The 16,233-nt window shown below is 38.6% G+C and carries 12 protein-coding genes; 5 read left to right on the forward strand and 7 right to left on the reverse strand.

Annotated features, from left to right (window positions below; translation table 11 throughout):
* Nucleotides 1-119 precede the first annotated feature (119 nt).
* From ACTBZY_RS07740 to ACTBZY_RS07760, 5 genes are all read right to left on the reverse strand, one after another.
* Nucleotides 120-497, reverse strand: coding sequence for a response regulator transcription factor (locus ACTBZY_RS07740; RefSeq protein ID WP_463045756.1), 378 nt, complete (start codon nucleotides 495-497; stop codon nucleotides 120-122).
* Nucleotides 498-499: 2 nt separating this feature from the next.
* Nucleotides 500-1,198: a helix-turn-helix transcriptional regulator gene (locus tag ACTBZY_RS07745; protein ID WP_463045757.1), complete on the reverse strand. Its 699-nt coding sequence runs from the start codon at nucleotides 1,196-1,198 to the stop codon at nucleotides 500-502.
* 3 nt (nucleotides 1,199-1,201) lie between these two features.
* Complete coding sequence (locus ACTBZY_RS07750; RefSeq protein ID WP_463045758.1) at nucleotides 1,202-1,660, reverse strand: helix-turn-helix transcriptional regulator; 459 nt, start codon at nucleotides 1,658-1,660, stop codon at nucleotides 1,202-1,204.
* A gap of 32 nt (nucleotides 1,661-1,692) precedes the next feature.
* A complete protein-coding gene (locus ACTBZY_RS07755; protein WP_463045759.1) occupies nucleotides 1,693-1,899 on the reverse strand; it encodes a hypothetical protein in 207 nt (68 codons plus the stop codon).
* 194 nt (nucleotides 1,900-2,093) lie between these two features.
* Complete coding sequence (locus tag ACTBZY_RS07760; protein WP_463045760.1) at nucleotides 2,094-3,452, reverse strand: PhoPQ-activated pathogenicity-related family protein; 1,359 nt, start codon at nucleotides 3,450-3,452, stop codon at nucleotides 2,094-2,096.
* Between the two features lie 195 nt (nucleotides 3,453-3,647).
* On the opposite strand from ACTBZY_RS07760, the gene ACTBZY_RS07765 reads away from it, so the two are divergent.
* From ACTBZY_RS07765 to ACTBZY_RS07785, 5 genes are all read left to right on the forward strand, one after another.
* Nucleotides 3,648-5,051: a purple acid phosphatase family protein gene (locus ACTBZY_RS07765; RefSeq protein ID WP_463045761.1), complete on the forward strand. Its 1,404-nt coding sequence runs from the start codon at nucleotides 3,648-3,650 to the stop codon at nucleotides 5,049-5,051.
* 193 nt (nucleotides 5,052-5,244) lie between these two features.
* Nucleotides 5,245-6,138: a glycerophosphodiester phosphodiesterase family protein gene (locus ACTBZY_RS07770; RefSeq protein ID WP_463045762.1), complete on the forward strand. Its 894-nt coding sequence runs from the start codon at nucleotides 5,245-5,247 to the stop codon at nucleotides 6,136-6,138.
* Nucleotides 6,139-6,517: 379 nt separating this feature from the next.
* Nucleotides 6,518-6,877 carry a DUF6660 family protein gene (locus ACTBZY_RS07775; RefSeq protein ID WP_463045763.1) on the forward strand — a complete coding sequence of 120 codons (360 nt, stop codon included), beginning with the start codon at nucleotides 6,518-6,520 and terminating at the stop codon, nucleotides 6,875-6,877.
* 60 nt (nucleotides 6,878-6,937) lie between these two features.
* Nucleotides 6,938-11,248: a CusA/CzcA family heavy metal efflux RND transporter gene (locus ACTBZY_RS07780; protein ID WP_463045764.1), complete on the forward strand. Its 4,311-nt coding sequence runs from the start codon at nucleotides 6,938-6,940 to the stop codon at nucleotides 11,246-11,248.
* 4 nt (nucleotides 11,249-11,252) lie between these two features.
* Entirely contained in the window at nucleotides 11,253-12,440 is a 1,188-nt protein-coding gene (locus ACTBZY_RS07785) for an efflux RND transporter periplasmic adaptor subunit (RefSeq protein ID WP_463045765.1), read from the forward strand.
* 120 nt (nucleotides 12,441-12,560) lie between these two features.
* Here ACTBZY_RS07785 and ACTBZY_RS07790 read toward each other — a convergent pair whose 3' ends face one another.
* Both ACTBZY_RS07790 and ACTBZY_RS07795 read right to left on the reverse strand, forming a co-directional pair.
* On the reverse strand, nucleotides 12,561-14,114 hold the full coding sequence (locus ACTBZY_RS07790; RefSeq protein WP_463045766.1) for an arylsulfatase: 1,554 nt from the start codon (nucleotides 14,112-14,114) through the stop codon (nucleotides 12,561-12,563).
* A gap of 236 nt (nucleotides 14,115-14,350) precedes the next feature.
* Nucleotides 14,351-16,233 (reverse strand): hybrid sensor histidine kinase/response regulator transcription factor (locus tag ACTBZY_RS07795; protein ID WP_463045767.1); only part of this gene is annotated, 1,883 nt, incomplete at its 5' end.

Raw genomic sequence — 16,233 nt, forward strand, 5'->3', positions numbered from 1 at the left:
CTTCTTGTACATTACAAAGCTAGAAACGAGGGCATAGGCAGTCAATACGACGTTTTGCGTATTTTTAGAACCTTCTAGGTAGTGAATGATAGTTAAAGTGTTATGATATAGTACTTTATCTATGTTAAATCAAAAGCTCTAGCATAGAGTATTAGGTCCGAAAATCGGGATATTTCCAGTTTTTTGTAGATGTTGTTGCGGTGTGTTCGTACTGTGTTTGGGGAAGTGAATAGTTGTTCTCCTATTTCTTTACGAGTAAAGCCTTCCGCAAGTAAGGCCATGATTTTGACTTCTCTTTTGGTTAGTTTACTAAAAGTTAATTCATGGCTTATTCTAAAGCGTTCCAGCTCTAAAACCCTTTTTAGATTAATTTTTGTAAGTGTGGTCAGGTTTAGTGGAATATACTTTTCGGAAGACAACATTGCAGGAATGTAGGCCTTGTCTCCAGTGATTTCTGGTGTTTTTTTTGGTTTGTTATTAAGTTTAGTGTTGGTCAATGTCAGACTAAATTAAATGTGATTGCAAACCTGATTAGTTCTTTTAAGGTATGTACCTCTAGTTTTTTGTAGATATACATTTTTAAAGTTCTTACGGTATGATGGCTAATTCCAAGAAAGTTACCGACTTCTTTGTTTGTGAAACCGATGGAAATTAGCCTTGTAACTTCTTTTTCGCGAATGGTTAGTTGTAGAAACCGTTTTAGGTTTATTTGAAAAGAATGGCTGATTTCAAGTTCTCTTTGAATTTTAGCACCTAACCGCCCCAATTCTGATATGGGAAGACAAAAAGTTAAGTAGTCTCCATTATGACTAACTTTAGTAGAAGTCAAAACATGTTCGTAAGGTCTGTCAATGTCTCTTCGTACTTTCTGTAAATCGGTAAAAACATCATGTTTGTCATTCGTTGCGTAAAAACTTTGGAAGGCTGGAACTAAGCGTTCAGCTGTTTCAGGATGAATGCGGTCAAATACAAATTGACTATCCTCATTGTTTAATTCTTTTAATGACCGATTATAAAAAGATTGGCCAACAGGACTCATTAAACCGTAGGAAAAATCTTCTCCTTTATTGGTGAAAACCATTGTTTTAGTCTCTTCGCTTAAGTCTAAGGCTTTCTGCTGATTAAATGCTGTAAGGCCATCAAGTTTGTAAATGGCACAAGAATGAATGTGAAGGAGTTCTTTTTCGGTGTAAACCATCTTTTAGATTAGATTAAACATAATAGCCCAATTAATGGCCTCTTTTAAACTTTTGATATCTAGTTTTTTGTAAATACAAATCCTTTGCGTTCTTATAGTGTGCCGAGAACACAGTAATTGATGCCCTATTTCGGCATTGGTATATCCCTCTGATAAGAGCGTGAGCACCAGCTTTTCTTTTTTAGTTAGCTTTAGAAACTGAGGTAGTCTTTGTTGATACTTTTTAGAGATTTCCAGCTCTCTTTCCATTTTCTTGCCCATAGAGCCAAGCTCCTCAGTAGGAAGGTTGAATGTTAAAAAATTACCGTTAGAGCTTATTTTCGATGTTGTCAAGATATTCTGGAATGGTTGGTCAATGTCTCTCCTTACCACTTGAATATCTGTAAATGTGGTGTTTTGATCCCCATTTTGGTAAAAGTTTACTAGTGCAGGTAGAATTCTTTCAATAGTTCTGTTTTGCAAACGATCCAAAACAAATGAACTATCTTCTTGATTTAATTCTTTTGAGTCCTGCCATAAAACGCCAAACTTTTTGGACTTAGGACTCCGTATGAAAAATCCTGAGACCTATTGACAGAAATGAGAGAATCGGTTTCTTCACCTATATCTACTATCATTTCTTCATTAAGATACGTAAGAGCGTCAAGTTTGAAGACAGAGCATTTATGTAGATTGATAAGTTCTTTCTCTGTATAAATCATGATTTTGTAAGGCTAAATGAACAGTTATTAAAACTAGTTCAAGTTTGACGGGAAGGCAATACCCCGAACGGGGTATATTGATGCTGCAGGAATTGATATTTAAAAATATCAATCTTAAGCGTTTCGAACCCCAAAAACGCAAAAAGCCCATCACTCCTAGAAGAGATGGGCTAAATGAGAGTCAAAAAAAAGAATTACAGCAACTCCTTACTGTCCAAAACAAACATTCTGGTGCTTTCTGTAAAAGTACCTCCAGTGGCATCTTGGTATTTTAAATCCACATAAATTGCTTTGAAGCCGGAGGCTGCCAATTCGGTAGAGACATCTACGCTAGAAACGTTTTTAAGACCAAGGCTTTTAGAGGTCCATTCGTCATTTCTGAAATCTCTGTCTTCAGAACTTGCCGTCCATACTATCACGTCTATCAACTTGTCTGCGGAGGTCTTGATATTGATATCCATTCCTTTGCTAGTAGAAGTCGTCTTCCATGTGCAAACTGGATAAGGTCTTTTTTGAAGTGTGTTGCCCCAAAAAGCACCTAAGGCCTCCATGGCTTGTTTCCCGCCTGCTAAATCGTGACCTGCATTGGGCACATAATGAATGTAGTTTTCACCAGGAATACTGTCGTAATAGTTTTTGATAGCATCTACTGGCCAGTATGGGTCATTGGTTCCAATGAAAATCATTTTAGGCATGGTCAATTGCTTTCTATAAGAATAAGGGTCAATCATATTTACCAAGTAAGTACCCGTATCAGACGCCATAGATTGGGGTATTTCTAGAGCCACGTAGTCTTGAATCTCGATGCTGTAATCGTTCCAAGTAGATATTTGATACTGCAAACTAACTGGCATATTCAGGACGTCTATCACCATCGGTCCTATGGCTTCTACTCTTTTATCCTGTGAGCCTGTTAACCAAGTGGTCCAGCCTCTTTTTGAATAACCAGACAGGGTGAATTTCTCTATTTTCTTATGTAATTTTTGATCGGCAAACGCTTGAACCGCATCCATACCTCTAATGACACTTTTTACCATAGGAAAAAGTAGCGGCCAGTTATAATCGCCGTCTTTTTTGAAGTTGTGTAGCGTATATGATATCAGTGCATCTTCTGTTAAATCACCAAAGAGTGGCTGATTGGGCGTTTGTCTTATCAATGAAACCACGGCTTTGTTTTTTATAGCCATATTAGCCAGATCTGTTGAAAGCTCGTCTGTGTTGCTTCTTAAATTAGGTTCGGATTCCTCATTGCTTCCGCCAGATATAAATAGGAGCGAACCCGTGTATGCTACCTCTTTTGGTACAAAAACCGTAAGCTGGTGTTTCCATGTGATGCCTTGCCAAACTTGAGAGGTCATAATAAGTTGATACCCTTTTACGGAATCTAGTTCAAAACTGTCTGTAACAGCCCATTGATAAGCAGTATCTGCCTTGGCAATGTAACTTTCTAAGGCATTGATAGAATTTACCTCTGCAACCTTGGCTTGTTGTCTGCAAGATTGGAAAAGGATGGCGGACAGAAAAAGTCCGAAAATTAAGTTTTTTAATTTCATTTTTTTTGGGTCAATAATGGCATATGTTAGAACACCATTGTTTACGAGAAATTGGGAATATTTTTTTTAGAAATACTTCTTAAAACGAGTAGTCCATTTTAGTGAACTGGGAGTCTTAAGGGTGAACATGGGGATATGTTCAGGTAGGAACTGAGACAAAAATAGTTAACTATTAATAATAAATCAAATCTAAATATGAAATTTAAAGTTAGGTTAACGTACTGCAAGTCAGTATTTTACTCGCTTTTACTTTGTTCTGTTTTAAGCACTTCATTTGCTCAAGATTTACAGCATACACACGGCGGTTCAAAGCACAGTCATGGTTATGCACATCTAGATTCTTTGATGAGTCAGTTTGCAGATCATAAATTACTTTTTCCAAGTAATGTCCCCGACAGAATCATACTAAACCTTACAGAAGACCCAATTACATCGGTGGCCGTAAACTGGAGAACCTCTTTAAATGTGAGGGAAGGTATTATAGAATATGCTAAGGCCACACATGGTCCAGAGTTTAGAGATGCTGTTATGAGCCTAAAAGCCATCACAGAAACCCTAGTGGTGGAGCGGGAGAATGAGCCAGTTGTAAAGGCCAATTATCACGGAGGGATCATTAAAAACTTGGAACCAGGCCAGAAATATGTTTATAGAGTAGGGGCAGGAGCAAGCTGGAGTGAGTGGTTTCAAATCACCATGCCTGGTAAGAATTCTCCTATATCCTTTGTGTATTTTGGCGATGCTCAAAACGAAGTGAAGTCTATGTGGTCTAGAATCATTAGAGAGGCTTATCATACCATGCCGCAGATAGATTTTATGCTTCACGCTGGCGACTTGATAAATGCTCATAACAGAGATGTGGAGTGGGGAGAGTGGTTTCATGCGGGTGGTTTTATTCATGCTCAGGTACCAAGTATCATGACGCCCGGAAATCATGAATACAGGAATGTAAAACTATCGCCACAGTGGAGGCCGCAGTTTAATCTACCGCTAAATGGCGTAAAGGGATTGGAAGAGACTTGTTATGAAATCAATTACCCTGAGATGAAGGTGATTTCCTTAGATGCAGAGCAGATTGACGAATCTCCTTTTTATAGTAAGGCTCAAGCAGATTGGTTAGATTCTGTTTTGACTTACAATCCTAAAAAATGGACGGTTATAACCCTTCATTACCCAGTTTACTCTACTAAACCGAACAGAGATAATGTGAAATTGAGGGATACTTTCAAGCCTATTTTTGACAAGCACAGAGTAGATTTAGTTTTGCAAGGGCATGACCATGCTTATGGAAGAGGAACAGCCAATAATGTGTCTACAGGTTCTTCTGTGAAATCTAAAGAATCTGGTACCATGTATGTGGTTTCTGTAAGTGGTCCTAAAATGTATGACATGACCTATGAAGAAAGCTGGATGGAGCGAAAGGCAGAAAATACGCAGCTGTTTCAGGTGATTACGGTAGCAGAAGATTTAGTACATTATAAAGCCTTCACGGGCTCAGGTGACCTATACGACTCCTTTATTTTAAAGAAAAACGGAAAGAAACCAAACGTGCTTATCAATCAGATTCCAGATACTCCAGAAAGAAGACATAAAAAGAAATAGCCTTCTACCAAGAAACATTTATTCAACATTATAATGACATAAAAAAATGCTTTATAGCCATGAAACTATAAGCCATTTAAAGGCACTTTTTGCCATGAAATTTATTTAACCGTAACCACAAAAATAGAAAGGATTATAGCCATGAAACTATAAATACTAAAGCAGATAATTACCTAACCACTGCTTTAGAGCCATGAAAACTTATACTATGAAAAACCTTTGCTTTATAGCCATGAATTACAAAAATGCTGTTAAAACAGCACTTCTATTTTTACTGATTGGACCAGCGGTTTATAGTCAGGAGGGTGGGGATTATCTTCAAAATGCTTTTTTTGGAGAGCATGCCTCCTCTGTTTTGGTAGCCGCTCATAGGGCTGCCCATAATGCCGCACCAGAAAACTCTCTACGATCCGTAGAAAACGCTATTAAAGAGGGGATTGATATTATCGAGATTGATGTCAAAACATCAAAAGATGGCGTGCCCATGTTAATGCATGACGGTACAATAGACCGTACCACCAACGGAACAGGGGCATTGGAGACTTACACTTTTGAGGAGCTTAGAAAGTTTAGACTAAAAAATGCCGATGGCACTTTGAGCGACCAGCAAATTCCAACTTTGGAGGAGGTCTTCCAGCTTACAAAGGGTCATATTCTGATAGACTTGGACTTAAAATTGAAGAATATTAGACCTGTTGTAGCGGAAGTTCAAAAATCATTGATGCAGGATCAAGTCTTCTTTTTTGATAGCGATTATAGTGTATTAAGGAAGATAAAAAGGATAGATCCTAGCCTGTACCTTATGCCAAGAACGCATTCTGATAAAGAGGTGGCCAAGGCTATTCGTATTTTCAACCCTGTTATTATTCATATTGACCCAAGTTTTTATACCAAAGCTTTGGTAGACGATATGAAGTCTAAAAAGATTAAAGTTTGGATTAATGCCTTTGGCAAAATTGATAAATCCTTAACAGAAGGAAGTAGCGACCTTTTAATGGATTTCCTACAAAATGGTGCTAATGTATTGCAAACAGACCAGCCAGAAAAAATGCTTAAGGCTTTAAAGTCAACGGGCTTACATCAGTAGTACTGGATGTTAAAACTTTTAATGCTTCCTAATTATTTTTTGTTGTGACTTATTCACTTCTATAATTTCTTTAACCCGCTTTATGCATTAGCTACTCTCCCGATTTTATCGGGAGAGTAGCTAAATTGCTTCAAATCAGTTCGTAAATCCATTTAAGCGAGATTGGCATAGCACCGCTATTGTGATTGATTTTAAATGTCTGATTTTTAAAACTCATTACGTTTCTCCAATGCATCAACCGGGTTTTATGCTTTTGGGAGGCTATGCTAACAAGTGTTTTGGCTATCATGCCTAAGGTAATTCCCTTAACAGACCACTCCTTTTTTACGCAACCAACCAAGACTAATTCTAATTTAGAAACCTAAAGCGTTTTGCAGATGTGTTGCATTCTATTTTCTTGTACTTTTGCCGGCAGTTGAGATTTACAACCTTCATATTGTCCCTTTCGGTGCTGCTAATGGCTATTATGCCATGCGGAGACGATTTTCTATTATCTGTAAAAGGTAATACGGATGGAGCTAGATTAGTGGATAGAACGCATCAACACCAAGAAGGTGACGAAGACGACTGTAGTCCATTTTGCCTTTGCCAATGCTGTGGCTCCTCATTTCATTTTGACCTCAGTTTGGTTCCCATTAAAATCTGGATTCCCGCTCGTTTTACTTATACATTTTATTATTCCTTTAATTATACTGGCGATTACTCTGCCGGTGTCTGGCATCCTCCTAGCCAAGTTTAAGCCTTTTCTAGGGCGTATTACGTCCAAATCATTCCATTCTAAGGTTTTAAAATTCAATTTATGTTTGATAAGATAATTGCTTATTCTGTACAGAATAAGTTTATAATAGGGCTATTTATGCTTGCCCTGAGTGTATGGGGAATATTCTCCATTCGCCAAATACCCATTGATGCTGTACCAGACATCACTAATAATCAGGTGATGATTATCACCACTTCTCCCACCTTGGCTACACAGGAGATTGAACAGTTTATCACCACCCCCATTGAGCTCTCTCTCCAAAATCTTCAAAAAACAGAAGAAATCAGGTCAATTTCAAGGTTTGGTTTATCGGTCATTACCGTAGTTTTTGAAGAAGATTACGACATCTATTTGGCTCGTCAGCTTGTAGGAGAGAGTTTGAAAGAGGCTCAAAGTAATATTCCTGAAGGACTCGGAACACCCGAACTGGCACCTATTTCTACAGGTTTGGGAGAGATTTACCAGTATGTGGTAATTCCTGAGCCCGGTTTTGAAGAGAAGTATTCCGATACCGATTTAAGAACCATTCAAGATTGGATAGTGAAACGTCAGCTTTCTGGAATACCCGGAGTAGCAGAGATTAACTCCGCTGGTGGTCATCTTAAACAATACGAGGTTGCTGTAAATCCCAATTTACTGAAGTCGATGGGCATTGGTATTACTGAGGTTTTTGAAGCCTTGGAAAGTAGCAATGAAAATACGGGCGGCGGATATATTGAGAAAAATCCGAGCACGTATTATATAAGAACAGACGGCATTGCCAAGTCTTTGGAGGATATCGGGCATATTGTGGTATCCGAAAAAAACAATATTCCTATTTTAATTAAGGATGTGGCCACCGTTCAGTTTGGAAAAGCCCTGCGATACGGTGCCATGGTTAGAAATGGCAAAGAAGTGGTGGGAGGAAAGGTGATGATGTTTAAAGGAGCTAACTCCGCAGAGGTTACTGAACTGGTGAAAGAGCGGGTGTTACAGATTCAAAAGTCTTTACCCGAAGGTGTAATCATAGAACCCTATTTAGTCAGAGATAAACTAGTAAGTACTGCCATGGGTACGGTAGAGAAAAACCTGATTGAAGGTGGGCTTATTGTAGTTTTCATCTTGGTTATCTTATTGGGAAATTGGCGTGCAGGGCTTATTGTGGCTTCTGTTATTCCTTTTGCCATGCTTTTTGCTGTTTCCATGATGAACCTGCTGGGTATTTCGGCCAACCTCATGAGTTTAGGAGCTATAGATTTTGGATTAATCGTAGACGGGGCGGTTATCATAGTTGAGTCTGTGGTACATCGATTGCAGGTGGGTTATGGAGGTAAAAAGATGACTCAGAATCAAATGGATAATGAGGTGATAAACTCATCTCAGAAGATTAGAAGTTCTGCTGCCTTCGGCGAAATTATCATACTCATGGTGTATATACCTATCTTAGCTTTGGTGGGTATAGAGGGCAAAATGTTTAAACCGATGGCTCAAACCGTCATGTTGGCCATTACAGGAGCTCTTATTTTGTCGCTTACTTATGTGCCTATGATGTCTGCCTTGTTTTTGAAAAAAGAGGTGAGTAATAAGAGAACCATCGCCGACAGAATCATTGATTTCTTTCAGAAATTATATACCCCAATTTTAGATTTAGCCTTGCGTTTTAAGACCCTTTTTATGGGTGGTACGTTTGTACTTTTTATAGTAAGTTATATCGTTTTTTCAAAGATGGGCGGTGAGTTTATTCCTACGTTAGAAGAGGGAGATTTGGCTATTCAACAGATTCTACCTCCGGGTAGCTCTCTAAGTCAAAGTGTGGAAACAGCCAAGGTCATTCAGAAGAAGTTATTGGCAGAGTTTCCGGAAATAGAAGAGGTGGTGGTAAATATTGGTTCGTCAGAAATACCGACAGATCCCATGCCTGTTGAGATAGGAGATTATACGCTAGTTATGAAACCAAAAGAAGAATGGACCACGGCATCAAATAGGCAGGAAATGTTTCAAAAACTAGATGCTTCTTTAATGGAAATTCCGGGCGTAGCTTATGAATATTCTCAGCCTATTCAATTGAGGTTTAATGAATTAATGACTGGGACAAAGGCAGATATTGCCATCAAACTTTTTGGAGACGATTTGGATTTACTACATGTCAATGCTAAAAAAGCAGAACAGATCATTGCCCAAATTGCGGGTGTGGGCACTATCAATGTGGAACAAACCATAGGTATGCCACAGGTAATTATTGATTATAATTATGATAGAATGGCACAATATGGCTTGCATATAAAAGAGGTGAATCAAGTGGTTCGCTCTGCTTTTGCGGGCGAAAAAGCTGGAATTATATATGAGGGCGAAAAACGATTCGACTTGGTTATAAGACTAGACCAAGAAAATAGAACGGGCGTTGAAGATATCAAAAATCTATTTATCACTTTGAAAAATGGCAGCCAAGTTCCTTTGAGTTCTATTGCTGACATTTCTCTAAAGAACTCTCCAATGCAGATATCAAGAGAAAACACCAAAAGGAGTATCGTTATAGGTGTCAATGTGGGAGATACAGACGTAGAATCATTGGTGTCCAGTATTCAAGAGGAATTAGAGGCCAAACTTCAGCTACCGTCTGGTTATTACTTTACCTATGGCGGGCAGTTTGAAAACTTAAAAAAGGCCAATGCTCGTTTGGCGATTGCCCTGCCTATAGCCCTTGGGCTTATTTTTATTCTTTTGTATTTCACTTTTGGTTCCTTGTCGCAAGCCGGTCTCATTTTTACCGCCATTCCCTTGTCTGCCATTGGCGGTGTGTGGGCATTGCAGCTGAGAGGGCTGCCTTTTAGTATTTCAGCCGGTATTGGCTTCATTGCATTGTTTGGCGTGGCCGTTTTAAACGGAATTGTATTGATAGGGTATTTTAACCAGCTAAAAGATGAAGGAATGAGCAATGTGGTAGATCGAATTATTGAAGGTACCAAAGTGCGGTTAAGGCCTGTTTTAATGACGGCCACAGTGGCGTCATTCGGTTTCTTACCCATGGCCATTTCTACCTCAGGTGGAGCTGAAGTGCAGCGTCCGCTGGCTACCGTAGTGATAGGTGGACTACTTACTGCCACGTTTTTAACACTCATCATTATACCAATTCTGTATTATTGGTTAGAGAAATGGAGTGAACGAAAAGAAGCGATCATTAATGGCAAACTGGCTCTCATCCTTGTTTTCTTTTTAGGTATTTCGATTTCTTCTTATGCACAGAAAAGAGAGGTTGATCTAGAAACTGCTATTGATTTGGCTATTCAAAATCATCCAGAGATGAGGGCGTCAAACTTGGCTATTGAACAAAGCAAATCGTTACAAAATTTGAAATACAATCCGGGAAATACAGATTTCAATTACCAGTCGGATGCTATCAATGAAAAGCTGTATGGTCAGCAAGTGAATCAGCTCGTGCTTAGGCAAAATTTTGAAAATCCAAGTGTTTTTAAAGCGGCAAACGATTTACAAAACCATAAGGTGTTGCAAAATGAGATAGGCAAAAGCCTTACCATGACGGAATTGAAAAGGAACGTAAGGCTGTTGTTTTACAACATTCAGTTTAAAAAGCAGCTTTTTAGTCTTTATGAGCAGCAAACCAAAACATATGAGACTTATCAAAAAACAGCCGCACTAAGATTAGAAACAGGTTCTGCTAATCCTATGGAAACATTAAACCTGAAGGCTAAAAGTGCCGAATATGGATTGCTTAAAAGGCAAATTGAAATTGAAATACTTAATCTCGAGAAAGCTTTGGCATTTCAGATCAACAGCAGCGATCAACTCACTACTTCGGCTGTGCCAGAGGTTATGAGTTATGGCAGTTTTGACTTTGAAAGTATTGCCAGCTTGAAGATGAAGGAACAAGAAATGGAAATAGCCAAATCTCAAGAAGCTATTATAAAGGCTCAATTGAAACCTGGATTTCATTTGGGTTATTCCGCACAAAACTATTACCAAGGAGGCTGGCTAAATGGTGTTCAGGCAGGCATAAGTTTGCCCATTTTTAATTCTCAACTCAAAAAGAAAATAGCGGCACAGAAAATTTCTGTAAGGCAAGCGGAGCAACAAATTGACAGCGAAAAGATCAAAATTCAGTTGGCCATTAATACCGCTCAAAATGCCATTCAAATCTATGAAGAGGGTAGAGCATTTTACGAGGGGCAGTTGCAAACTGTTAATCCTGAAATGATTAGAGTGACCCAACTTAATTATGAGGCTGGTGAGCTTCCATATTTGGAACTTCTAAATACCCTACAAATTTCTGCCAGTACACATAAGGCTTATTTAGAGCAAGTATGGGCACTTAATCAGGCTATAGCCAATTATCAATTTTTTATAAATCAATAAATAGATGCATCATTATATAAAATATTTAGCAATTGCCACGGTGGCATTGTTTAGTTCTTGTGGCTCTGAAAAAACAAAGGAAGAGAACGTAGCAGTGGATAATACGGCTATAATGGCTACCCCTGAAAACGTCATTCATTTAACCTCAAAACAAGTACAGACCATCGGATTAGAGCTTGGAGAATTAAGCACCATGAAGGTGAACGGTTTTGTGAAGGCGGCTGGTACTTTGGGTATTCCACCAAACGCCTATTCTTCTGTCACTGCCAAAGCGTCTGGAATAATAGTGGGCAGCAAAAAGTATGTAGAAGGTAATTTTATTAAAAAGGGAGAGGTGATTTCCTTCATAGAAAACCCTGACTTCATTATAAAGCAGCAGGATTATTTAGAAGCTAAAGCCCAATTAAAGCTGAAGAAACTAGAAAAGGCCAGACAGCAAACGCTTTTTGATGCTGCGGCAGGGGTTTCCAGAACCTTAGAAACTGCAGAGGCAGAATTGGCGGTATTGGAAGCTAAAACCATGAGTTTGGCAAAGCAGCTGGCTTACTTGGGTATTTCTGTAGAAAAACTAACTCCTGAGACCATTACGCAGCGGATAGCTCTAATAGCACCAATGAGTGGTTATATTTCTAGTATTAAGATGCATAATGGCATGTTTGCTGAAGCTACGGCCTCTCTGATGGAGATTGTAGCAGACGACCACCTGCACTTAGAATTAGATATTTTTGAGAAGGATATTGCGGGCATTAAAGTCGGACAAGAAATTAGCTATACCGTACCTGCTTTAGGAAATCAGAAATATGATGGAGAAGTGAGTGTGATAGGGAAGGAGTTTAATCAAGAAACGAAGACGGTAAGAGTTCATGGCCATTTACATGGCAAAAAGCCTCCGTTTTTGAAAGATTTATTTATCAATGCAGAGATTTGGTTAAATAATAAAACGGTAAATGCTCTGCCCGAAGAAGCCATTTTTAAAGATGGAGAGAACTCCTATATCTACCTTTCTGTACCCAACAGTAATAGTGAGATGTCGGATTTTAAAAAGCATGTGGTAATTCCAGGTGCTGTAAATAAAGGTTATGTGGCGGTAGATTTCCTAGACGAATTACTTGAAGGCACTAAAATAGTGACTAAAGGAGCTTATTACATTTATGCCAAGTCTCAGTCTGGAGATTTAGCTCACACGCACTAGAAAAAAGAAAGGCTGCCGTATAACGGCAGCCCTCTTCTGGTTTCTTAGGAGTACTATTATGAATGAAATCTTTGTCGGAAAACATAAACTTTTCAACGCTCGAATTCACTTTAGAGGAAGCTATTTACCATACCCAAGATTGTTTTTATTCTGGAAATGACCATGGTCTAAATCGCCGTCGCAGGCTTTCAGGAGTAAGGCTTTTAGTTCTTTTAATCTTTTAGGTTGCTTTTCAGACAGGTCATTTTCTTCTTTAAAATCGTTCGGTAAATAAAAAAGCTCTACTGCATCTTTTATCAGGTCGGTTCTGATTTTCCAACCGTCTTTGGTAATGAGCGTAGGTCCTGTGAAAGAAGCATAAACAACAAACGGGTGTTCCTTATCTTTTTTACCGTTTAGCAGTTCCTTTAAGAAAGAAATGCCGTCGGTTTTATAGTTTTTATTAAAGCCTGTTAATTCGGCTAGTGTTGGCAGTATATCGTAATTGGTTACCAATCTTTCACTGGTCAATCCTTCTTGAATTTTCCCCGGCCATCTTACTATCAGTGGCACATTAATGCCGCCTTGCAGATTACTTCTTTTCATCCCTACTCTACCACCGTTTCCGTTAAAAACATCGCCACCTAATTCACTGTAATATTTCTGATCTAAATCATTGAATCGCTCGCCGGTTTGCATATTGGTATAAGGTTTTAGCACACGACCTTCCAAACCATAGTAAATTTCGTGACCATTATCTGAGGCAAAAATGACCATGGTATGATCATCGAGATTTAAGGCTTCTAGCTTTTGAAGTATTTGACCTACATTGTCGTCAAGCATTTTTACCATGGATGCATATTCCTTCTCTATTTGAGTTAAACGATCATTGTTAATAAAGTCGGGGTGAACCTCGGGAATGGAAACAGGACCATGAGGCAGCTGGGTAGGGAAATATAAAAAGAAAGGATTCTGTTTATTCTCATCTATAAAGTTAAGCACCTTATCCATGAAGAGATTCTGAGAATAGACTTTTTTACCCTCCATATTCCAGCGTTCTTTTAAACCTTCTGGAGTTTCTGGCTCAGCAGATTTTCCAGAATTTAAGAGTGTATTGCCTTCAATCTCTACAAGCTTGCCATCTTCAAAAAGGAATGGAGGATAAAATCCATGGGCTCTTTCATGGTCTAAATACCCAAAATAATGATCCCATCCATGTCTTTTCATTTGCTTATCTGTAGCAGAAAAACCCCACTCTAGTTTACCAAATTGAGCTGTTTTATAGCCCATCTTTTGAGCCACTTCGCCTAAAAATACTTGGTCTGATGGAATAGGTGAAAGCACATTATTGATGGTCTTTTCAATGTCGGCAAGATTTGAATTTGTTGCTTTTTTATAGATGCCACCATGGGTCACTTCAAATCTATTTTCATGACAATCGTGCATGCCAGATATAAGTGAAGCCCTAGAAGGAGCACAAAGCATGTTGGCATAGGCATTTTTAAATCGCATGCCTTCCGCCGCCAGCCTATCAATATGTGGCGTTGTAATGATTTTTTGCCCTTCATGCCCTAGCATGCCAATCCCTAAGTCGTCGGCATAAATGAGAATGATATTGGGTTGTTTTTGAGCAATGCTTTGAACAATGCAAAAAAGAATAAGAAGAGGAGCGAGTAAAGGAATCTTGATTTTCATTTGTTTTTAGCAGGACAGAAATTGAAGTCATAGCACTAAGCTAAGGCATTTAGCGTAAAAAATGGTTTTAAGCCTTTTGCTTAAAGAAGTGTTAAGAAAATGCAAAAATTGCCCTTTTAAGCTCACAGTTAGCTTTTTAGGATTCATTAGGTCACTGTTTATCCAATTTTTTACTGTAAAATGAGACATTTGATGTCCTATTTAGAGACATCAAGAAGCTAGTGATAGTTGGTTCACTACTGTTTATTTGTCATTTCAGAAGGTAACATACCAAACTGCTCTTTGAACAATTTTCGGAAATATTTTTGGTCGTTAAAACCCACTTCATAGGCGGCTTGGGCTATGCCCAGTTTTTCTTCAGAAATAAGATAGGCTGCACGTTTAATTTTATACGTCCTGATATATTGGTTTATATTTTGTCCTGTTATGGCCTTTATTTTTCGGAACATAGAAGTTCTACTCATACCCATTAACTGGGATATGGTATCCACGTCAGATTTTTGCCGAGCCATTTGTTCCAAAATAATTTGATCTAGAGCGTTTAGGAATTTTTGTTCTCTTTTTACATCATTTTTTTGGCTATCGGTGAGCGGTTCTTCTGTTGTTTCATTTTCATTATAATACCTTCTTAATCGCACCTTGGCATCCAGCAGATTGTGGATTCTGGCGAGCAGTATTTTCCTATTAAAAGGTTTGGTGATATAATCGTCTGCCCCTTTTGCCAAACCGCTGGTTATAGCCTCCTCGCTGTCTTTGGCAGACAGCAGTATCACTGGAATGTGCGTGGTAGACATTTGACTTTTCAGTATGCCACAGAGGTCTATACCGTTTTTCTCGGGCATCATTACATCAGAAATGATGAGATCCGGAATGTGCTTTGTAGCTTGTTCCAAACCTACGTTTCCATCTTGACCAAAAATGAGGTTAAACTTAGATTTTAGCAAGCCTGACAAATAAGATAAAATTTGCGGATTATCATCAATCAGTAGGATTAGTGGACGGCTATCTTCTGGCTTGTTTAGGTTTTCAAAATTAATAGGCTCCTGTACGACAATTTCAGGTGTCCAAAGACTTTGTGGTGCAGCTTCTTGGGTGAAGTTTTCAATTTCGGTATTCTCCGTTACAGCTGCCAGTACCTTAGGAATAATCACAGAAAAAGTGCATCCTTCACCTTCTTCGGATTCCAGTTGTATTTCACCATAATGCTCTTCTACAAATCTCTTACTCAGGGCTAAGCCAATACCGGATCCTTTTTGCGTGTTTTTTGTGCCTGCCTGATAATACCAATCAAAGATTAACGATTGATATGTTTTTTCTATTCCTGGACCATTATCCTTTACAATGATCTCAAATTCGTTTTCTCTTTCTTGGACAGAAACGTCTATCTGATCTCCTGCTCTACAGTATTTTAGAGCGTTAGAAAGTAAATTGTTGACCACAATTTGTATCTTTTCTAAATCTATGGCAGCAATGAAATCCTTTGTAGGAAAATAAGTTTTCAGCAGGATATTATTGTGCTTAGCCAACGGTTGGTATTCTTCTACCCACTGGTTTATTTGGTCTACAATAAAGTGATTGGAAGGCTTGAGTTGGCTTAGGTCCAATTCCGTTTTTCTAAACTCCAAAAGCTTATTAATCATATCTAGCAGATATCGGGCATTTCGCTGCACCATTTTAAAACCCTTTTCATGGAAACTGTCTTTGGCGTCCTCAGCGAGGTCGTCTACAGAAGCCATTATTAAGGTTAAGGGTGTTTTTAGCTCGTGAGAGAAACCAGTGAAGAAGCGGACCCTTTCTTCGTTAAGTTCAGTTTCTAGCTGTCTTTGTTTCTTCTCAAAAAGCAGGGAGTTTTTAAGTTTTAAACGCTCGCTGTAATATTTAAATCCAGCAATGGTTAATCCGATTAACAAAATGGCATAAAGAAAAAATGCCCATATGGTTTTCCAGAAAGGCGGTTTTATATGCACCATCATTTGGTTTTCTACATAGCTCCCAGAACTGCTGATAGAGCGAACTTTTAAAATGTAGTTTCCAGGTGGAATATTAGAAAGGTTCGCCGTGCCCACTTCATTGGTTTCAATCCACTGCTTATGGAAGTTTTCTAGCTTATAGGCATATT

This window comes from Arcticibacterium sp. (genome assembly GCF_055134445.1).